The sequence below is a fragment of the Streptomyces neyagawaensis genome, assembly GCF_023516595.1.
GTDB classification, from domain to species: Bacteria; Actinomycetota; Actinomycetes; order Streptomycetales; family Streptomycetaceae; genus Streptomyces; species Streptomyces neyagawaensis.
The window spans coordinates 1-20,132 of the sequence record NZ_JAMGBG010000169.1; the positions used below are offsets into that span (position 1 = coordinate 1).

A 20,132-nucleotide genomic window follows, 5' to 3' on the forward strand; every position below is an offset into this window, starting at 1 on the left:
ACAAGACCCTCGGCGGCCCCCGCGGCGGCATCATCCTCGCCAAGCAGGCCTTCGCCAAGAAGCTCAACTCCTCCGTCTTCCCCGGCTTCCAGGGCGGCCCGCTGGAGCACGTCATCGCCGCCAAGGCCGTCTCCTTCAAGGTCGCCGCGGGCGAGGAGTTCAAGGACCGCCAGCGCCGCACCGTGGAGGGCGCGAAGATCCTCGCCGAGCGCCTGACCGCGCCCGACGCCCGCGCGGCCGGTGTCAACGTGCTCTCCGGCGGCACCGACGTGCACCTGATCCTGGTCGACCTGCGCGACTCCGACCTCGACGGGCAGCAGGCCGAGGACCGCCTCCACGAGGTCGGCATCACCGTCAACCGCAACGCCGTCCCCGACGACCCCCGCCCCCCGATGGTCACCTCCGGCCTGCGCATCGGCACCCCCGCCCTCGCCACCCGCGGCTTCACCGCCGCCGACTTCACCGAGGTCGCCGACATCATCGCCGAGACCCTCAAGCCGTCCCACGACACCGAGGCCCTCAAAGCACGGGTCAAGGCCCTCACCGCCAAGCACCCGCTCTACCCCACCCTGGGCAAGTGACCCCGAGCGGCGGCGGGGATCGTCCGATCTCCGGCCGCCGCTCCCGGATGCGACCCCGGCTTCACCGGCACACCGTGCCGTTCTTCCGGGGCACCGCGCACACTGGGCAGTGAGCGCGGTGCCCCGCCCCCTCGCACAACCCCCGTTCTGAGGAGTCACCGTGGCCATCTCGGTCTTCGACCTGTTCTCGATCGGCATCGGCCCGTCCAGCTCCCACACGGTCGGTCCCATGCGGGCCGCCCGGATGTTCGCGCGCCGGCTGAACAAGGAGCGGCTGCTGACCGCGACCGCCTCCATACGGGTCGAGCTGTACGGCTCCCTGGGCGCGACCGGACACGGCCACGGCACACCCAAGGCGGTCCTGCTGGGTCTGGAGGGCGCCTCGCCGCGCACGGTGGACGTGGAGTCGGCCGACGACCGCGTCGAGTCCATCAAGGAGTCGGGCCGGATCCGGCTGCTCGACGACCACGAGATCCCCTTCGACTTCGACAAGGACCTGGTTCTCCACCGCCGCAAGACGCTGCCGTACCACGCCAACGGCATGACGGTCTGGGCGTACGACGCGTCCGGCGCGGAGCTGCTCTCGAAGACGTACTACTCGGTCGGCGGCGGCTTCGTCGTGGACGAGGAGGCGGTCGGCGCGGACCGCATCAAGCTGGACGACACGGCCCTCAAGTACCCCTTCCGCACGGGCGACGAGCTGCTGCGTCTGACGAAGGAGACGGGCCTGTCGATCTCCGCGCTGATGCTGGAGAACGAGCGGGCCTGGCGCACGGAGGAGGAGATCCGCGAGGGGCTGCTGGAGATCTGGCGGGTGATGCAGACGTGCGTCGCGCGCGGCATGTCCCGCGAGGGCATTCTCCCCGGCGGACTGCGGGTACGCCGCCGTGCCGCCGTCTCCGCGCGCCAACTCCGCGCCGAGGGCGACCCGTTGCCCCGATCCATGGAGTGGATCACGCTGTACGCGATGGCCGTGAACGAGGAGAACGCCGCCGGCGGCCGTGTGGTGACGGCGCCCACGAACGGCGCGGCCGGCATCATCCCCGCGGTCCTGCACTACTACATCAACTTCGTCCCCGGCGCCGACGAGGACGGCATCGTCCGCTTCCTGCTGGCCGCCGGGGCCATCGGCATGCTCTTCAAGGAGAACGCCTCCATCTCCGGCGCGGAGGTCGGCTGCCAGGGCGAGGTCGGCTCGGCCTGCTCGATGGCGGCTGGCGCGCTCGCGGAGGTCCTCGGGGGCAGCCCCGAACAGGTCGAGAACGCGGCCGAGATCGGCATGGAGCACAACCTCGGCCTGACCTGCGACCCGGTCGGCGGCCTCGTCCAGATCCCCTGCATCGAACGCAACGGCATGGCCGCGGTGAAGGCCGTGACCGCCGCCCGCATGGCCATGCGCGGAGACGGCACCCACAAGGTGTCCCTCGACAAGGTCATCAAGACGATGAAGGACACCGGCGCCGACATGAGCGTCAAGTACAAGGAGACGGCGCGGGGCGGGCTGGCGGTGAACATCATCGAGTGCTGACGCCCCCTGGTCGCTCCACCCCTCGGTGGCCCGGTCGGGGGGTCATCTGGAGGCGGGGCCCCGTTTCGGGGGGCGGGCGGAGTCGGGGGGTGGGGTCAGGGCTGCGCTCAGTTCCGCTCTGCGGCGGATGCCGAGTTTGCGGTAGGTGCTCGTCAGGTGGGTCTCGACGGTGCGGCGGGCGAGGTGGAGGAGTTCCGCTATCTCGGTGTTCGTGCGGCTCTGCGCGGCGAGTTCGGCGATGCGGCGTTCTCCGGCGGTCAGCGCGTCGGGGCCGGTCAGGGCCGGCGTCGTACGGCGGGCACCGCCCTCGCGCAGGGCCTCCTCCGCCGCCGCGCGGGCGCGGACCGCGCCCAGTCGTTCGGCGCGGGCGGCCGCCTCCCGGAGGGCGTCGCGGGCCCGTGCCCGTTCCCCGGCCGCCGTGAGCAGCCGTCCCTGCGCGGTCAACGCCGCGATCAGTTCCGTCTCGGCCGCGCCCGGCGTCCCTCGCTCCGCGCCCGGCGTTCCCCTGTCCGCGCCGAGCATCCCTCTGCCCGCGCCCGGCGCTCCGCTGTCCGCGCCCTCCCTGTTCGTGGCGATGTCGTCCGGCGTCCGGTCGGGCGTGGCGCACGGTGGTTCTCCGGCGGTGGCGTACGGGGCCTCGCCCGTCGTTCCGCCGTGGGGTTCCGCCTCCGTACGCGGCGGCGTGTGCGCGTCCTGGTGGAGGATGCGGACCGCGCGGTCGGCCAGGTGGAGGCCCCGGCGGCCTCCGGTGGCGGTGGCCAGGGTGCGCAGGGCGCGGCCGAGGACGCGGGGGGTGTTCCAGACGCGGGCCAGGCACAGGTCCTCCTCGGCGAGGGCGAGGGCCTCGCGGGGGCGGCCGAGGGCCAGTTGGCATTCGGCGGCGGCGGTCCGCCAGGGGGTGACGACGGGGCTCACCACGTCCCGCGCCGCTTGGCGGCGGCCGCACTCCAGGAAGTCGTCGAGCGCGGCGGCCGGGTCGCCGAGGGCCGTGTGCAGGACGCCCCGGGCGTAGAGGAAGCGGTTCAACTCCCAGCTGTCGGGGGCGTTCTGGAGGTCGAAGCCCTCCGCGAGGCGGGCCGCCTCCTCCGTGCGGCCGGTCTCGACGAGGGCGACGACGGCGTGGGCGACGGCGTTGGCCGAGGTCGGCGGGGATCCGTCGGGGCGACGCACCTCCGGGTCGGCGAGGACCTCGTCGTAGGCGCCGCGCGCGGCGGCCAGGTCGATCCGTACGTTCAGCAGGGCTGTGTGCATGGGGTGGAGCAGGGACGTGCGCTGGCCGGCGAGGCCGCGCCGGACGAGGCGGTCGGCCTCGTCGAGCTGGTCGGCCCACTGGGCGACGGCCGCCGCCGTACCCGGCAGGAACGCCTCCTCCAGCGGGTCGGCGGGCTGCGCCAGCAGGGCGCGGACGCGGTCCATGGCCGACTCCGCCGAGGTGAGGCCCGCCGTCGACTCGTAGCGCACCAGGAGGGCCTGCCCGGCCGTGCCGACGAGGTCGGGTGACCGTTCGGCGGTCTCGCGCAGCCGGCGGTACACCTCCTGCCGTACGCCCTGGTCGTGGTCGGACAGCAGCGCGGACGCGGTCTGCGCGGTGCGGGCCAGGTCGGGGTGGCCCGTCAGGTGTTCGTCGCGCAGTCCGCGCAGGACATCGATCGCGGCGCGCGCGTCGCCGCGGCGGGCCAGCGCCGTGCCGAGGGCGACCGCCGCGCGCACCCGGTCGCGGGGCGGGCCGGGCAGCCGCATCGCCTCCGCCAGGCGCGGTATCCCGGCCGTGGAGCGTACGGTCGCGTACTCCAGGGAGCCCAGTTCGGTGAGGACGGCGGTGCGGCGGGCGGGCGGTATCGGCTCGTCGAGGGCGCGGCGCAGATAGGCGAGGGCGTCGTCGCTGCGGTCGTCGCGGGCGGCCAGGTCGGCGGCGTCGAGCAGGGCGGCCGTCGCCCAGGTGTCGCCGACGGGGCCTGCCCGCAGCAGTTGCCCGGCGACGGCCTCGGCGTGGTCGCCGCGGCGCAGCATCGCCTCGGCCGCCCGCCGGTGGGCGCGTTGCCGTGCGGCGCTGCTCCACCCGCCGAGTACGGCGTCCCGCAGCAGCGGATGCGCGTAGCGGGGCCGTCCCTCGGGGTCCGGGCGGAGCAGACCGAGGCGGGTCATGGCGGTGAGCCAGCCCGGTACGCGGCCGGGGTCGGCGCCCGCCGTCCGGGCGAGCAGGTCGGCGTCGGCCGTGCCGGGGCCGACCTCGTCCAGCGCGGCGAACGCGCGGGCGACCTCGATGGTGGCGGGCCCGGCGCTGTCCAGCCACCAGGACACGGCGGCGGCGTACGAGCCGGGGTACAGGGCGGCGCAGGTGTCGGGGAGGGGGTCCTGGTCGGTGGACTGGAGGTCGTCGAGGAGGGCGCTCAGCAGCAGGGGGTTGCCCGCGCCCGCCCGTACGCAGTCGGCGACCCACTCGGGCGCGGTGTCGCCGGCCCGCACCGAACGGATCAGCTCCGCGGCGGAGTCGGGGCTCAGCGGGGCCAGGGTGCGGGTGTGGACGAGGGCGGAGGACAGGGCGTGCGCCAGGCCGTCGGCGGGCGGGTCGATGTCGTACTGGCTGCGTTCGGTCACCACGAGCAGCACGGGTAAGCGGTCGATCCAGCGGACGGCCTCGACGAGCCAGCGCCGGGACGCGGCGTCGGCGAGGTGCGCGTCGTCGACGGCGATCAGCAGCGGCGTCTCCTCGGCGTAGGAGCGGAGCAGACGCCACAGCCGGGCGGACCTGCCCCGGTGCGGCGGGGTGCCGGGCGGGTCCGGCGACTCGCCCGCGACGGCGCCGAACTCGGGTGCGTGAGCGAGGAGTTGGTAGACGGTGTCGAGCGGGATGGAGGTGTGCTCCGGCGAGCAGCGGGCCCGCAGGACCCGCATGCCCTGGGCCGCCGCCTGCTGCGCCGCGGCTTCCAGGAGCGCGGTGCGGCCGGTGCCGGTGGCCCCTCTGAGCACGATCAGGCGGCCGGATCCCGTGCGGGCGCGGGCGGCCTCGGCAGCCAGCAGCTCCAGGGTGTCACGGCGTTCGAGGAGCCGATCCGGTGCGCACATCACTGCCTCCTGTCGTGGACGTGTCGTCTTCGGTTCGGTAGACGGGCCGACGCCCGCCGTGGTGCACCGATCTCGGTCGGACTCGGTGCGCTCTTTCCGGCCGTCCGTGACGGCGGTGCGGGGACGGCGGCGCGGGCGGTGGTGAAGGGGGCCGCCGTGGAGGTGTCGTGGCCGATCTCGTGGTCGATCTCGTGGTGCTCCACGATTGCGCACGGCGGTCGGCGCACAGAAGTGTGGTTCGAGCCCATCGGTCACCTGGGCCCCCGCGGTGCATCCGGCTCCGCCGGCCGGCCCGGTCCGCGGCCCGCACGGTGAACCGGCCGGTAGACCCGTCGGCGGAGCCTCCCCCCACGCGTACACAGGAGAATCGGTTGCCCACCTCATTACGGACGGCGGAGACGGAGACGGCCACGACCGTGGCGCGGCGCCGGATCCCGGTCGTGGTCCACACCCCGGATCCGCTCTCCCGGGCGGGGGTGCTCAGCCAGTTGGGCGGACACCCGGTGATCGACCTGGTCGAGGGCGGTGAGCCGAGGCCCGGAACCGTGGCCGTCCTGATCGGTGAGACACCGGACGAGGCCCTGCTGGCGGCGCTGCGCAAACTGGTGCGCAGCGACGGCGCGCGGGCGGTGCTGGTGGTGAGCGCGATCCGTGAGACGGAACTCCTCGACGTCATCGAGTGCGGGGTCGGGGCGGTGGTGTGGCGCCACGAGGCGACCGCGCACCGGCTGTCGCAGGCGGTGCTCGCGGCCTCGCGCGGTGACGGGGATCTGCCTGCCGATCTGCTGGGGCGGCTGATCAACCAGGTCGGTTCGTTGCAGCGATCCGTGACCGGCCGGCCGGGCGCGCCCGTGTCGGGCCTCGTGCCGCGGGAGATCGACGTGCTGCGGCTCGTCGCCGAGGGGTTGGACACCGGTGAGATCGCGAGCAAGCTCTCCTACTCCGAACGCACCGTCAAGAACGTGATGCATGGTCTGACCACCCGACTGCATCTGCGCAACCGGGCTCATGCCGTGGCGTATGCCCTCCGGGAAGGCTACCTCTGATCGAACAGGCAGTCGCATCGGACCCGCCGGGCAGCGTGCTCTGCCCCCGGGTCGTCCCCGGGGTGCCTGCGGGGACGGGCACCGCTCGGGGCACGATCGGCGGACGGACGGACGACGGGGCGCACAGCACGGGAGCACGACGGTGATCCACGAGGTGGACGAGGTCCTCAAGGGGCTGATCGGGGGTGGCGCCCTGGCCGGTTCCGGTATCGAGGTCTCTTTCGAGGCACCGACACGCGACTGGGCGGCCCGGCGCAACGCGCCCACCATCAACACGTATCTGTACGACATCCGCGAGGACGTCTCCCGGCGGCAGCGGGGCCACATGCCCGTCCGCGACGAGCGTGACATCGTGGTGCGGCGCCGTCAGCCGCCCCGCTGGTTCCGGCTGTCGTACCTGGTCACGGCCTGGACGAAGCAGCCGCAGGACGAACACCGGCTGCTCTCCGCGGTGCTGGCGACGCTGCTGCCGCGCGAGTTGCTGCCGCCGGACGAACTGCCGGGCGCGCTGGGCGCGCTGGGGCTGTCGGTGCCGCTCACGGTGGCGGGGCTGCACACCGAGTCCCGTTCCCTCGCGGAGATCTGGTCCGCGCTGGGCGGCGAACTGAAGCCGTCCCTCGACCTCGTGGTCACGGCGCCCTTCCCGGCCTTCCCCGAGTACGACGCCGGTCCCCCGGTCACGGAGGGCGCGGCCGTCCGCGTCCGCAGCATGGACGGCACGCCGTCCGACTCGCCCGAGCGACGGCACCGGCCGCGGCACCTGGCGCCGGCCCCCGCGACGGGCAGCGGCCCCGTGACCCCGGTGGAGCGGGCCGAGTGAGCACGCACGCCCCCGTGGAACCCGACGGCGCGACGCTCCCCGCCGCGGCCCGGCAGGGTGTCGCCGACGATCCTCTCCTGGTGCGGTTGGGCCGGCTCCGTGAGCGGGTGTCGCGGCTGGTGGACCGGCGGGCCGCCGTCGACCCGACCGCCGCCGACCCGCTGCGCGGGCTCTACCTCTCCGAGGAGGCCGTACGGCATCTGCTGGTCCCGGTGCCGCCGGATCCGGAGGGGCCCGCGGCGGTGTACGACGGGCCGGATGACCGGTTCGCGCGGCTGGCCGGGCGGCTCGGGCTCACCGACCTGGACACCGCCGTCCTGCTCATCGCCCTCGCCCCGGACGTGGACCGCTCCTTCGAGCAGCTGTACGGATACCTGAACGACGACGTCAGCCGGCGCCGGGCGAGCGTGGGGCTCGCCCTCGATCTGTGCGGGGTGCCGGTGCACCGCGCCGCGGGGCGGGCCCGGTTCCACCCGTCGGCGCCGCTCGGCGCGCTCGGCCTGCTGACCGTCGAGGACCCCGAACGCCCGTTCCTCAGCCGGGCGTTGGCCGTGCCCGACCGGCTCGTCGCGCATCTGCTCGGCGACGACACCCCGGACGCCGCGCTCGCCGCTCATGTCCGGCCGCTGAAGCCGCCCCCGGAGTCGCTCGTGCCCGGTGGCGCGTTCACCGCCAAACTGGCCGCCCGGCTGGCCGCCGGTCCGCTCGCCGTCCATCTGCGGGAGCACCGCGAGGGGGACGCGCTGCTGTGGGCGGCGGCCGCCCTGCGCGCGGCGGGCCTGGAGGCCCTGCACCTCACCCCTGCGCCGGAGCCCGCCCAGGACGGCGATCCCTGGTCCGGCCTCCTCCCCCGGCTGCTGCGCGAGGCCCGGCTGAGCGGACGCGCGATCGTCGTGTCGCCCCTGCCCGAACGTCCGGGCCCGCTGCTGCGCGCGCTGCTCCCGGCCGGGGTGCGCGACGCCCAACGCCCTCACCCGCCCGTGGTGTGCGTCGATCCCCGGCCGTACGACCCCGAGTGGGCCGACGTCGACCCGCTGGTCCTCGACGCGCCCCGCCCGTACGCGGCCGCCGCGGACGCCTGGTCGGCCGCGCTCGGCGCGGGCGCGCAGGGGCCGGGGTTCGACCTGGCCAGGGCCGTGGCCCCGTACCGGCTCGGCGGAGACCGGATCGAGCGGGCGGCCCGTGCGGCCCTGGACCTCGCCGCGTTCGACGGTACGGAGGTGACCGCCGCCCATCTGCGGCGCGCGGCCCGGCAGCAGTCGGCGTCCGGTCTGGAACGGCACGCCCGCAGGATCCGACCCGACGTCGGCTGGGGCGACCTCGTCCTGCCGGACAAGCCCCTCACCCAGCTGCGGGAGTTCGCGCTGCGGGCCCGGCATCGCGACCGGGTGCTCGGGGACTGGCGGCTCAGCGCGGGCGGCGGGCGGGGCCACGGCGTGCTGGGGCTCTTCGCGGGCGAGTCCGGCACCGGCAAGACCCTGTCGGCGGAGGTCGTCGCCGCGGATCTCGGCCTGGACCTCTATGTCGTCCAGTTGTCGTCGGTCGTCGACAAGTTCGTGGGCGAGACGGAGAAGAACCTCGAACGGATCTTCACGGAGGCCGACCGCACCGACGCCGTGCTGCTCTTCGACGAGGCGGACGCCGTGTTCGGCAAGCGCTCGGAGGTCAAGGACTCCCACGACAAGTACGCCAACATGGAGAGCGCCTATCTGTTGCAGCGGCTGGAGGCCTTCGACGGCATCGCGCTGCTCACCACCAACCTGCGGGCCAATATCGACGAGGCGTTCACCCGGCGGCTGGACATGGTGGTCGACTTCCCGTTCCCGGACGCCGGTCAGCGGCTGGCGCTGTGGCGGCACAGCCTCGCGTCGGTGCCATGCGCCGACGACACCGATCCGGGCGGGGTGGCCCGTGACTTCGAACTGGCCGGCGGTTCCATCCGCAGCGCGGTGGTCACCGCCGCCTACGCGGCGGCGGGGCGCGACGACCGGGTCACCTCGGCCGACCTGCGGGACGGCGCGGAGCGCGAGTACCGCAAGGCCGGCCGGCTGGTGCCGGGCGAGGGCGGCTGGTAGCCGCTGTTCGGCCGGGCCAACGTACGGGGAGCGGGCCCGGCCTCGACCCCGCACGCCCGGGGCCAGCGGGGTCACCGGGGCGCAGCCCGGCCGGCGGTGTCTCACACGGTGAAGCGGACGGCTTCCACCCAGATGTCGTTGCGGAGGGTGCCGCCGAAGGTCCAGCGGTCTCCCTCGTTCGGCTTGTCGCAGGCCATGCCGGCCCAGCCCTCGTTGTGCTGGTGGACGGCCTGGCAGACCGGACGGCCGCCGTCGTCGACGTTGAGGGTGAAGCCCAGCAGGGCGGGGGCGTCCTTCTTGCTGTCGCCGATGTAGTTGTCGCTGCCGTCGGGCGCGCCGGACCACGGTTCGACGTAGTGGCCCTTGCCGTCGGTGGACTGCGGGTTGTGGACGAAGGCGGCGCTGGCGGTGCCGCCCACACCGAACACCGCGATGTTCAGGGCCGTGAGCGGCCGGTTCTGGCCCACCGTGCCGGCCATGTCGCCGTCGCACTCCGGTGCGGTCCAGCCCTTGCCCGCCACAAAGGCCCGGTAGCAGATGTGCTTGCCGCCCGGATCGGTCGCGGCGAGCTTGCGGACCGCGGTGGCCGCGGTCGGCTTCGGGGCCTTCTTCTTCTCCTCGGACCCGCCGCCCGAGCCGCCGCCGTTGCCGCCGCTGCCACCGCCCTCGTTCTCCGGCTCGGCGGTCTGCGGGGGCGCGGCGGGAGCGCTGGAGGTGGGCGGCGGCGCGGGCGAGGGGGGTGCCTGCGGGCTGGGGGGCACGGTGCTGACGGCGGCCTTGTCGAGCTTCTCGGTGGCGGTGCTGCGGACCTGCGGCTTGTGGGTGATCCACAGCATGACGAAGGTGATCGCCAGCGCGAGGAGGAGCCCGAGGAAGGTCGCCAGCCAGCCCGGCAGGAAGCCCCGCTGGACGTAGGTGCCTTCGATGTCCAGGGGCACGGCCCCCGACCGCTTCACCGCGAAGGTGTAGGGCCGTTCCTCCTTCGACCCGAACCAGATGATCTGGCGCGGCTTCAGCGTGGCCTTCACGAACGCGGCCCGGCCGGGCTCGATCTGCACATTGCTCGGGTGGATGTCGTACGACAGCTGATCACCCGTGTCGCTGCCGCTGACGGACGCGGTCACCTTGGTGTTGCCGAGGTTGTCGACCGCCAGCTTCGGGCGGCCCCTCAGGCGGCCCTTCACGGTCGGCGGCACCAACTCCGCGCGGACCTCCGTGAACGGCGTGATCGTCAGGTTCCCCTCGGGAACCGTCGTCGCCTCCGGATGCTCCGTCGGCGTGATCCGCACCGCGTACGGGTTCGGCCCCGCCGTGGCGTCCGACGTCCGGGGCGGGGCGAAGGACAGCTCCACCGTCCCCGTCGTCCCCGGATACAGCCGGAGCGACTGCGGCTCCACCGTCACCCACGGCGCGATGTCACCCACCGGTTCGAATCGGTACTCGTCGACGACGTCGCCGGTGTTGCGCAGCTTCAGCCGCACGGTCGTGCTGGCGCCCGGATCCACCGTGGCCGACGGGGGTTCCAGGGAGGTCCACAGGTTCAACGTTCAGCCCTTCGAGGAGCGGGCGATCAGCCACTCCTGGTCATCAGTGTGTCGTGGCACCCGGGTCCACAGTCGCGGACGGGGTTCGAGGGAAGTCCACAGGCTCACCACCTGGACGCTAGCCAGGGGGATCCCGCCGGTCAGGTGGCTCCTGGGCACCGTTCGTTCCCCAACGGGCGCCGGGTGGTGCCCCTTTGGTCGTCATGGGTCATGGAGAGCCGTCACGGAGAGCCGGGGCCGGAGCCGGTCGGGGACGGCGCGAACGTGCTCGCGGGCGTGTTCCGGGGGGTCGTGGACGTGCGGAAGACGAGCCCCGGGCCGTGCTTCCTGCCGAGCACCTCCGTGACGTAGTGGTTCATCCGCTCGATCTCGTCGTCCCGCGAGTAGACCCGGACCAGCGCCTTGCGCTGTTCCAGGTCGACCTGGCGCTGCGTCCGCTCCCACTCCTTGCGGGCCGTCTCGTCGGTGCCGTCGACGGGAGCCTTGGGCACGGCGTCGAACTCGTCCTGGGTGCGGACGGGGAAGGACTCGACGGGGACGAGGACGTGGTCGGAGCCGCCCGGACCGGGCACCGCGCGGTACACGATGATGTCGAGACCGTCGACCTGGTGGGCCGCGATCTGACCCTTGAGCCGGGGCCACTCGATCGTGGTGAGCACGCTCTTCTGGGTGGTGCCGTCGAGGACATGGGCGGTGACCCAGCCCTTGAGGCCCTCCACGTACGTCTGCGACAGGAGCCGCCACAGTTCGCCCAGGGCCGGTGACGCGCTCCAGCTCGGCAGGCCGAAGAGCAGACCGTCGAAGATACGGCCCTGGATGGACGCCTCCAGGACCGTGCCGCGGCCCACGCTGACATCCTCGGTGGCCTGCGCCGAGCCCATCTTCGACCAGAGCTGGCCGTGCTGCGCCGAGGCGTCGGCGTGCCGGTCCAGGATGTCGAAGAAGCCCTCCTTGGTCTGGTTCTGCTTGTACCAGGAGTACTGGACCTTGTTGCCCTGCACCGTCCGGTGCTGGAACCCGGCGATGACGGCGCCGATGGCCGCGTGGTCGATCGGGGTCGTCTCGTCGGTGTCGGCCTTCTCCAGGTCCCGCTCGATGTTGGCGAGGAAGGCGGTGACGCCCTGCTTGAAGGAGTCCATCTCGGCGAGGGCTCGGATGCCGTTGATCCGGCTCCACAGCTGCTGCTTGTCCTGGATGAACCGGATCTTGCGGGCGTCCGCCGGGGTCATCGACTTCCCGGAGCCCGACGACCGGTCGGAGCCCTGGGAGGACGGCCGGGTCGGTGATCCGTCCTTCTCCGCCCGCTGCACCACCGGGCCGGCCGTCCCCTGCCGCATCGCCCGCACGGTGGCCGCGTTGCCCGCCGACTGCTGGAGGGCCAGCACCGACGGGGCGCGCGCCGCGGTGAGCGGGGCCCGGGGCGAGGGCGTCCGCGGCTGCCGGCCGGGATCGTGGTCCTGGTGTGCTCGCATACGGCTGTCCCCTGGAGAAATGGAGATGAGGAGTACGGAGGTGCGGAGTGTCAGAGAAGCGGAGAGGCGGAGAGGTGGCCGGCCGGGAGGGTCAGGCGCTGGTGTCCATGCGGTCGGCGGGGTCCGGCTCGCGGTCGCTGGAGCTGGCCGGTGAGTCGGAGTCGGTGTTGTAGTCCCAGGTCGCCCCGACGGGCACCTGTGTCGTCTCCCCGTCGTGCTCCTCGCACCGCAGCAGAAGCGTGGCGAACGTGCCGCTCACGGTGTCGTCGATCCGCTTGGCGAGCTGGGCCGCCTTCTCGACGCTGAAGTCCGCGATGTCGGTGTTGGCGGCGCCGCTCACCCACGCCGGTCCGGGCCGGATCGCCGAGCCCGCGTACAGCTCGATGAAGCAGCTGACGCAGGGGCGTTTCACGCCGGCGATGTGGTCGTCCGAGATGCTGCCCGGCGCGGCGGCGCCGATGATGGTGCGTTCGGCGTGCTTGCCGTCCTTCGTGGGCACCGGCACCGTCATCGGCCCGGTGAGCGCCTGGAGGACCTCCCAGAACTCCGGGGGTGTGGACTCCGCCTCCTTGGCGAGCAGACTCCTCAGCTTCTTCATGTGCCGGGTCTCGCGGTCGGTCTGCCCCACGACCGTCTCCAGCAGCTCGACGATGTACTCCTTGGCGGCCTTCGTGCCCGCGCCCTCGCGCAGCACGTTGTTGACCTTGACGCGGTTGGTGGAGACGAACAGCTTGAACGCGGCCTCCACGTCCGGGGCCTCGGTCACCTCCATGCCCGCCTGCACCTCCTCGGGCCGTTCGTTCTTCTGCAGCATGGCCCGGTTGACGACCGTGGAGATCCAGCGCAGCACCTGCTTGGTGCGTTCACCGGCATAGCTGCGGGGTGCCACGCCCTGCTCCGAGGGGATGTACATCTGCCCCTTCTTGCTGGTGCCCGCGGCAGCCGCCTTCTGCTCGTCGGTGGCCCGGGAGCGGTCCACCTTGTGCAGGGTCAGGCTCTGGTTCGCGCCGTGGGTCTCCCAGCCGAGGGCGATCAGCGCCTGCTTGACCGCGTCGGTCGGGCTGGTGGCCGCGCCCTTCGCGCCGGCCCGCCCCTTCGCCTTGGTGACCCGGCCGCCGCTGGTCCTGGACGAGGAGCCGGCGGCCGGCGACCGCTGCACGGCCGGCCGGCCCGCGCCCCCGCCGTCGCGCCGCACGGGGGCGGTCTCGGCCGCGGACCGCTGCACGGGCGCCGGTGCGCTCATCGCCTCCCGCGCGGCCTGCCGCGCCTCGACCTCGGCCCAGTCGCCGGGGTCGGAGATCATCAGGCCGTCGCCGTTGTCGGTGCCGGGCACGGGCCCGCGCTTCTGCTGGCCGATGTGGTGCAACTCCTCGGCGAGGACCTCCTTGTCGCCGCCGTCCCACACCACGTGCGGGTACGAGGTGTACGCCTGCGCCTCGATCTGCGCGGCGGAGTCCAGGGCCGCCGCGTCGGTGTGGAGGCGTACGTCGCTGAAGTCCTGGCCGCCGAACCGGCCCTGCATCTCGTTCAGCAGCGGCTCGTCCATCCGCTGCCCCGGTGAGCGCAGCACCTCGTGCACCGTCGAACGCTGCACCGTCGAACGCTGCGCCGACGGGCCGTGCCCGCAGTGGGCGTCGTGCTCGTGCCGCTGCTCCTCGACGGCGCGGGCCACGGCCGCGTTGCCGGCCGCCCGTTGCAGCGCGAGGAGTCCGGCGGCGGGGCCCGGCGCGGGGGTGCGGCCCGCGCCGGACCGCCCTCGGGTCTGGTCGGTCTCCTTGTCCTGCGCGCGCACGGGGCTCCCTCGACGGCCTGGGTACGTACCGGACGTACGTGCTCCCAGGGCTACCGGAGGCCGCCCCGGCCGCGGGAGAGCCACGAGGGCAGCCTCGCGGGCAGAGCGGGTGGGCGGACGGTCACCCAGGCACAGTGGGATGCCCCTGTGGGCAACGGGAGTGCCCCCGGACAGGCACCGGAGGACGTTTCGAGGGACGCGCTTCGCGCGTGAGGGTGACAGACGAACTGTCTCGTACCCCGAGGAGCGCAGAGCATGCCGTCCTACCTGTCGCCCGGCGTCTACGTCGAGGAGGTGGCCAGCGGCTCGCGCCCCATCGAGGGGGTGGGGACCTCGGTGGCGGCCTTCGTCGGCCTGGCCCCGACCGGCCCGCTGAACGAGCCGACCCTGGTGACCAACTGGTCCCAGTACGTCGCCGCCTTCGGTGAGTTCACCGACGGGTACTACCTGGCGCACTCGGTGTACGGGTTCTTCAACAACGGCGGCAGCGCCGCGTATGTCGTCCGTGTCGGCGGCACGGACGGTGGGGCGGCCGGGAGCAGCACCCCGGCCGCCGTCACCGGTTCCGCCGCCCCGGCGGCCCTCCCGGCGGGTGAGCCGCAGCGGCTGGGCACCTTCAGCGTGGCCGCCATCGCGGGCGGCTCGCTGAGCGTCGAGGTCACCGACCCGGAGGGCGAGGGCCCGGCAGAGCGGTTCCGGCTGGTCGTCAAGGACGGCGACAAGGCGGTGGAGACCTTCGACGTGACGGCCAAGAAGGGCGGCCGTAACTACGTCGTCACCCAGGTCAAGGAGCGCTCCAAGCTCATCTCCCTCCAGGAGGCGGCGCCCGCCGCGCAGCTCGTACGCCCCGACAACCAGACCGTGGCGCTGGCGGCCCCCGCCGCCCCCGCCCCGGCGCCCGCCGCGAGCGGCGCGGACGAGACGCACCCCGGCCCGCGCGAGTACCTCGGGGACTCCGCCGACCGCACCGGCTTCGGGGGCCTGGAGGCGGTCGACGAGATCTCCATGGTGGCCGTGCCCGACCTGATGGCCGCCTACCAGCGCGGCGCGATCGACCTGGAGGCCGTCAAGGCGGTCCAGCTGGGGCTCATCGCGCACTGCGAGCTGATGGGCGACCGGGTCGCCGTCATCGACCCGCCGCCCGGCCTGAACGCCCGGCAGATCAGGGTCTGGCGGCAGGAGACCGCCGGGTACGACTCCAAGTACGCGGCCCTCTACTACCCGTGGATCAAGGTCTTCGACCCGGCGTCGGGCCAGTCCCGCACGGTCCCGCCGAGCGGCCATGTCGCCGGCGTGTGGGCCCGCAACGACTTCGAGCGCGGCGTGCACAAGGCGCCCGCCAACGAGGTCGTACGCGGAGCCGTGGACCTCGAACTCCAGATCACCCGGGGCGAGCAGGACCTCCTCAACCCCGTCGGCGTCAACTGCATCCGCGCCTTCCCCGGCCGCGGCATCCGCGTCTGGGGCGCCCGCACGATGTCCTCCGACCCGGCCTGGCGCTACCTGAACATCCGCCGGTACTTCAACTACCTGGAGGAGTCGATCCTGATCGGCACCCAGTGGGTGGTGTTCGAGCCGAACGACCACGCCCTGTGGGCCCGGATCCGGCGCAACGTCTCGGCGTTCCTCGTCAACGAGTGGCGCGGCGGAGCCCTCTTCGGCCAGCGGCCCGAGGAGGCGTTCTACGTCAAGTGCGACGAGGAGACCAACCCGCCGGAGTCGGTCGACCTCGGCCGGGTCATCTGCGAGATCGGCATCGCCCCGGTGAAGCCCGCCGAGTTCGTGATCTTCCGGCTGGCCCAGTTCTCCAGCGGCAGCGGGGAGCTGGAGGAGTAGGCGACCCCCTCCGAACCAGCCCGCCCCCTCCCTCTCCCTCTCTCACGCGACTCCTTAGAAGGACAGCGAACCCATGAGTCTCATGCAGGCCGACAGCCTCACCTCACACAATTTCGGCCTCCAGATCGACGGGGTGATGGTCGAGTACCTCGCCGAGGTCAGCGGCCTCTCCCTGGAGCAGGACGTCATCACCTACCAGCAGAACTCCGCGCAGGGCCGCCCCGAGGTCAACCTGCTGCCCGGTGTGCAGCGGAGCGGGCAGTGCACCGTCGTGCGCGGCATGACGCAGTCCGCGTCGTTCACGCAGTGGATCAACGACTCGATCGCGGGGCAGATGAGCTCGGCCCGCAAGAACGCGTCGATCATCATGATGGACTTCCAGAACAACCCGGTGAAGCGCTACAACATGCGCAACGCCTGGTGCAGCAAGGTCGACGCGAGCACCCTGAAGGCCGGTGAGGCGTCCGCGCTCACCGAGACCGTGACCATCGTCTTCGAAGAACTGGTCATCGAGTAATGCGGCGTACGGCAGGACGTACGGCCCTGGGGGCGCCTGCGGCGGGCCCGGGCGGGGGGACGGGAACGGGGCCGGGGATGCACCCGGGCATGGGCCCGGGGATGGGCCCCGGGTCGGCGGCTGTGGCGGACGGCCCGGCCTCTCCCGGTGCCTTCGCCCCTACCTCCGCCCCTGGGCCGGCTTCCGTGCCGGAGCCGGTGGCGGTGCGGCAGCAGCTGCGGACGGAGTTCCCCTTCGAGCTGCCGCGCGGCTACGTCGACGAGTCCGGGACGGTCCACCGGGACGGCGTGATGCGTCTCGCGACCGCCCGGGACGAGCTGATCCCGCTGCGCGACGTCCGCGTCCAGGAGAACCCGGCGTACCTGTCGGTGGTGCTGCTGGGCCGGGTCATCACCCGGCTCGGCACGCTGCCGATGGTGCACGACGGGATCGTGGAGAACATGTTCGCCTCCGACCTGGCGTTCCTTCAGGACTTCTACCGCCAGGTCAACGCGGAGGGCCACACCCGTGCCGCCGTGGAGTGCCCGCACTGCTCCGAGCCCTTCGAGGTCGAGCTCGGCGGGAGCCGCCTGGGGGAATCGTGACGTACGCGACCGACCGGCTGCACGAGGAGATCGCGTACGTCGCCTACCACTTCCACTGGAGCCTGGAGGAGATCCTGGACCTCGAACACCCCGACCGTCGCCGTTTCACGGAACAGATCGCGTCCCTGGTGACCAGGGGCGGGGCGGAGGTCTGAGCGGTGGGCTTCTTCGACCGCCTCAGGGGTGGTTCGGGTCCTGCGGGTCGGGGCCACAGGGGGCAGGGGACTGCCGAGTGGGGCTCCGTGGGGGGCGGGGTTGATGCCGGGGGGAGTTCGGCGGGTGCCGAGAGTCTGGCTGGTGCCGGGAGTTCGGCGGGTGCCGGGGGGTCTGGGCTTGTGGAGGGTCCAGGGCTTGCGGAGCGTCCAGGGCCTGCGGAGGGTTCGGGGTCTGCGGAGGGTTCGAGGCCCTTGGGCGACTCGGTGGCTGCCGGGGGTTCGGTGCCTACGAGCAACTCCGGTGTCTCGGTGGCCGGTTGGGCGCGGTTGGCGCCGATCCAGCGGGCCGCCGTGCGCGACGCGGCTGTCGCCGACGCCGGGTTCGGCGGGCGGCTGACCACCTGGCAGAACCCGTCCTTCACCGGGTCGCTGTCGCACGCCGTCCTGCCCGACGCCCCTAGCGGGCTGATCAAGGGTGTCCTCACGGCTTCGGCACGGCCCACGTCCGGGCTGGAACTGCCCTCGCTCACCCTGCCGGTGGCAAGGGCCGACGCGGAGCCCCTGGGCCAGGGGGCGGGCTTCGGCACGGCCGGGGAGGCTCCCGCCGACGTGAACAACGGCACGTACGGCGGCACGTACGGCGACTCGATCAGCGCTGCGCCCGGTGAGGTGCGGCCGGCCGGGGTTGATCGGCCGAGCGAGGGTGTGCGGCCGACTGTGGGCAGGCGGGCGGCTGACGGTGGTCGGGCCGTGCAGCGTGCCGAGCGGTCGGTGCAGCGTGCGGAGCGCGCGCATTCCGTCCGGGCTTCCCGGCCTGTGGGGCTCCGCGTTGCTCCGGTGACTCCGCCTGCCCGTCCACACGCGTCTCGGCCGCCTCTGCTGACGAAGGGCCCCGCAGCGCCCGCCGTGCAGCGGCGCGCGCTTCCGGCGGTGCGACACCAGGGGCCGGGGCCCGGTGGGGAGACGAGTGGCCCCGCTGCCTTGGGCGCTGCCGGCGAGGGCTCCACGACGGCAGGCGTGCTGGGTGCCAGCTCCACGGCACCGGGCGTCACGGGCAACGGCTCGACTGCGGATGTTCCAGACCACGGCTCCCTGACGGCCGTCGCCTCCGAGGGCCGCAACGCTGTGACGCATGGTCCTGGTCCTGAACCTGGCAACGGCTCAGTGACGGGAGTTCCGGGTAACGGCTTCGGCGTCTCGGCCGGTGCGCCGGTTGGCAGCGGCATGCTGTCGCCGAGCGGTTCGGGCGCCTCGCCATCGGGGCGCGACACCGGAGCGGCCGGCAGCGGTGTGGCCCCGGCTGGGGGTGCGGCGGCAACTGGCGGCGCCACGGCGGGCGGTGGCGGTACGGCGGGGCGTACCGGTGTCCAGCGCTCGACCGTTGATTCCGGTGGGATGGGGGCGAGCCCCGGTGGCCCGGCTGCCGTGTTCCGTGGGCAGCCCGATGCCGCTCCCGACGGCACGTCGGCCGCTGTTTCCGACCGTATGGTGACCGGCCCTGGCGGGCCCGTCGCTGAGAGCGGTCGTACGGGGGCCACGGTTCAGCGGGCGACGCGCGAACCCGCTCGCCCGGCGGCCGGCCCCAGCGGTGCGCAGCCGGTGCGCAGCAACGCCGTGGGCGAGGGGCGCGGGTCAGCGGCCCCTCAGCCCGACGGCGGTTCGGCGGTCGGGCCCCGCGCAGGTACGCCGACCCCGGCCGTCCCGTACACAGCGCAAGGGGGCGACCACGGCGTGAGGGCTGCGGAGCCGAGCCCTCAAGTGGCCGACGTCCAACGGGCGTCGAGCCACCCGATGGGTACGCCGCCTCCTGCCTCCGCCGACTCGCCCGGCAGCGACGACAACGGCAACGGCGCGCACGGGCCCGGCGTTGGGTCGAAGGGCCCCGTCGGCGGACGGCTGGACGTCCAGCGGAGCGCGGCTCCCGGCAACCGTACGCCGGCCGAACCCACCGGCGCGCAGCCTCACCCTGCTCGAACGGCAACCGCTCCCACGCCAACGACGACCACTCCCGGCCGTCCGGCGCCAACCGACTCGTCCGGCCCGATGGCCGCGACCGCCCCACAGGGACCGGCACCGACACCGACCAACTCGAAGGCCAACCTGGACGCCCCGCGTCCTCCTCTCCCACCAACCACCAACGCCGCACTCAGCGTTCAGCGGTCGACGGTCACCCCGAGTACCTCGTCCAGTGCCCCTGCCGCCACGCCTGCCACCCCGGCCGCACCGACCACCGGCTCATCGGCCACCCCCTCTGCCGCCACACTGGCAGGCCCCCGTGCCATGACCGCCGTACCCGACGGCACCAAGTCGACCGTCCAGAGGTCCACGCCCCAGCAGCACGGCGCCCCCGCGCGAGCCACCGGCCTGAGCGCCCCGACGCCGACGCCCCCCGCCGCGCCCAGCACTCCCCCGCTCCCGACCCCCCGCCCCCTACAGCGGAGCACCACCGGCCCGACCCGGCGCATGGGCCTGGGCGCCCCGACCTCCGTCGACGTGCCGTCACCTGCCACCCAGACAACTCCCCCGCCCTCCAAGCCGACGCCGACCAAGAAGTCACCGGCACCGGCGGGCCCGACCACCACCCCCACAACCACAGCAGCGGCCGGTGCCACAGCCAGTCACGCCCCCGGCACACCCGCACCCACCACCGCCTCCCCCACGGCCCCGGAGCACTCCCCGCTCCCCGCACCGGCCGCCCCCGCAGCAGGCACCCCCACAGCCCCAGCCACACCGCCCCCCACGCCGACACCCCAACCCCACCCCCCGGTCCAACGCACGACCACACCACCCCCGGTCCGCCCTCTCACCCCCACCCGCGCCCTCACCTCGTCCATGCCCCCCGCGACACCCCCCGCCGTCCAGCGCAGTGCCACCCCCGGCGCCGTACCCCTGCGCCGCCCCGCCCCCCAGCACGGCACCCCGCAGACACCGCCCCCTGCCGCAGCCCCTGCCGTCCAACGCCTCTCGGCCGCCAGGCCCGAGCGCCCCCGCGCCACCCTTCCCCCACTCCCCGGCAGCCCCCCGGCACTCCCTCCCGCACCCGCCTCACGGCCGAGCGCACGCCCCACACCGCCAACCATCCAGCGAAGCCCCCTCAGGCCCCACACCCCCACGCC

General features: G+C 73.7%; 12 protein-coding genes and 1 pseudogene. 9 read left to right on the forward strand and 4 right to left on the reverse strand.

The window, feature by feature from the left end; genetic code table 11:
- Positions 1 to 581, forward strand: a pseudogene (locus M8J73_RS40690) (serine hydroxymethyltransferase); the annotation flags it as partial.
- A 160-nt stretch (positions 582 to 741) separates the two neighbouring features.
- Positions 742 to 2,109 (forward strand): L-serine ammonia-lyase, encoded by a 1,368-nt coding sequence (locus tag M8J73_RS40695; RefSeq protein WP_055542093.1) that lies wholly within the window; start codon positions 742 to 744, stop codon positions 2,107 to 2,109.
- A gap of 42 nt (positions 2,110 to 2,151) precedes the next feature.
- Here the strand turns inward: M8J73_RS40695 and M8J73_RS40700 are convergent, their stop codons facing one another.
- A complete protein-coding gene (locus tag M8J73_RS40700; RefSeq protein ID WP_249829765.1) occupies positions 2,152 to 5,175 on the reverse strand; it encodes a helix-turn-helix transcriptional regulator in 3,024 nt (1,007 codons plus the stop codon).
- Between the two features lie 371 nt (positions 5,176 to 5,546).
- Here M8J73_RS40700 and M8J73_RS40705 point away from each other — a divergent pair, with 371 nt between their 5' ends.
- The 3 genes from M8J73_RS40705 to M8J73_RS40715 all read left to right on the forward strand — a co-directional run bounded on the left by M8J73_RS40705 (position 5,547) and on the right by M8J73_RS40715 (position 9,116).
- Positions 5,547 to 6,221 carry a helix-turn-helix transcriptional regulator gene (locus M8J73_RS40705; RefSeq protein WP_055541040.1) on the forward strand — a complete coding sequence of 225 codons (675 nt, stop codon included), beginning with the start codon at positions 5,547 to 5,549 and terminating at the stop codon, positions 6,219 to 6,221.
- A gap of 142 nt (positions 6,222 to 6,363) precedes the next feature.
- The gene (locus tag M8J73_RS40710; RefSeq protein ID WP_055541039.1) at positions 6,364 to 7,041 is read left to right on the forward strand and encodes a Pvc16 family protein; all 678 of its coding nucleotides are present in this window, start codon (positions 6,364 to 6,366) and stop codon (positions 7,039 to 7,041) included.
- Entirely contained in the window at positions 7,038 to 9,116 is a 2,079-nt protein-coding gene (locus M8J73_RS40715) for an ATP-binding protein (RefSeq protein WP_372504098.1), read from the forward strand. Before M8J73_RS40710 ends, M8J73_RS40715 begins: the two co-directional genes overlap by 4 nt.
- 101 nt (positions 9,117 to 9,217) lie before the next feature.
- Here the strand turns inward: M8J73_RS40715 and M8J73_RS40720 are convergent, their stop codons facing one another.
- The 3 genes from M8J73_RS40720 to M8J73_RS40730 form a co-directional block, all read right to left on the reverse strand.
- Positions 9,218 to 10,660: a hydrolase gene (locus M8J73_RS40720; RefSeq protein WP_249829766.1), complete on the reverse strand. Its 1,443-nt coding sequence runs from the start codon at positions 10,658 to 10,660 to the stop codon at positions 9,218 to 9,220.
- A 221-nt stretch (positions 10,661 to 10,881) separates the two neighbouring features.
- Positions 10,882 to 12,132, reverse strand: coding sequence for a hypothetical protein (locus M8J73_RS40725; RefSeq protein ID WP_055541516.1), 1,251 nt, complete (start codon positions 12,130 to 12,132; stop codon positions 10,882 to 10,884).
- Positions 12,133 to 12,223: 91 nt separating this feature from the next.
- On the reverse strand, positions 12,224 to 13,924 hold the full coding sequence (locus M8J73_RS40730; RefSeq protein ID WP_055541517.1) for an eCIS core domain-containing protein: 1,701 nt from the start codon (positions 13,922 to 13,924) through the stop codon (positions 12,224 to 12,226).
- A 255-nt stretch (positions 13,925 to 14,179) separates the two neighbouring features.
- On the opposite strand from M8J73_RS40730, the gene M8J73_RS40735 reads away from it, so the two are divergent.
- The 4 genes from M8J73_RS40735 to M8J73_RS40750 all read left to right on the forward strand — a co-directional run bounded on the left by M8J73_RS40735 (position 14,180) and on the right by M8J73_RS40750 (position 17,016).
- Positions 14,180 to 15,760 carry a phage tail sheath family protein gene (locus M8J73_RS40735; RefSeq protein WP_249829767.1) on the forward strand — a complete coding sequence of 527 codons (1,581 nt, stop codon included), beginning with the start codon at positions 14,180 to 14,182 and terminating at the stop codon, positions 15,758 to 15,760.
- A 73-nt stretch (positions 15,761 to 15,833) separates the two neighbouring features.
- The gene (locus M8J73_RS40740) at positions 15,834 to 16,277 is read left to right on the forward strand and encodes a phage tail protein (protein WP_055522741.1); all 444 of its coding nucleotides are present in this window, start codon (positions 15,834 to 15,836) and stop codon (positions 16,275 to 16,277) included.
- Between the two features lie 101 nt (positions 16,278 to 16,378).
- Positions 16,379 to 16,861 carry a hypothetical protein gene (locus M8J73_RS40745; RefSeq protein WP_372504100.1) on the forward strand — a complete coding sequence of 161 codons (483 nt, stop codon included), beginning with the start codon at positions 16,379 to 16,381 and terminating at the stop codon, positions 16,859 to 16,861.
- Positions 16,858 to 17,016 (forward strand): DUF6760 family protein, encoded by a 159-nt coding sequence (locus M8J73_RS40750; RefSeq protein WP_099970623.1) that lies wholly within the window; start codon positions 16,858 to 16,860, stop codon positions 17,014 to 17,016. The genes M8J73_RS40745 and M8J73_RS40750 overlap by 4 nt, the downstream gene beginning before the upstream one ends.
- Positions 17,017 to 20,132 lie beyond the last annotated feature (3,116 nt).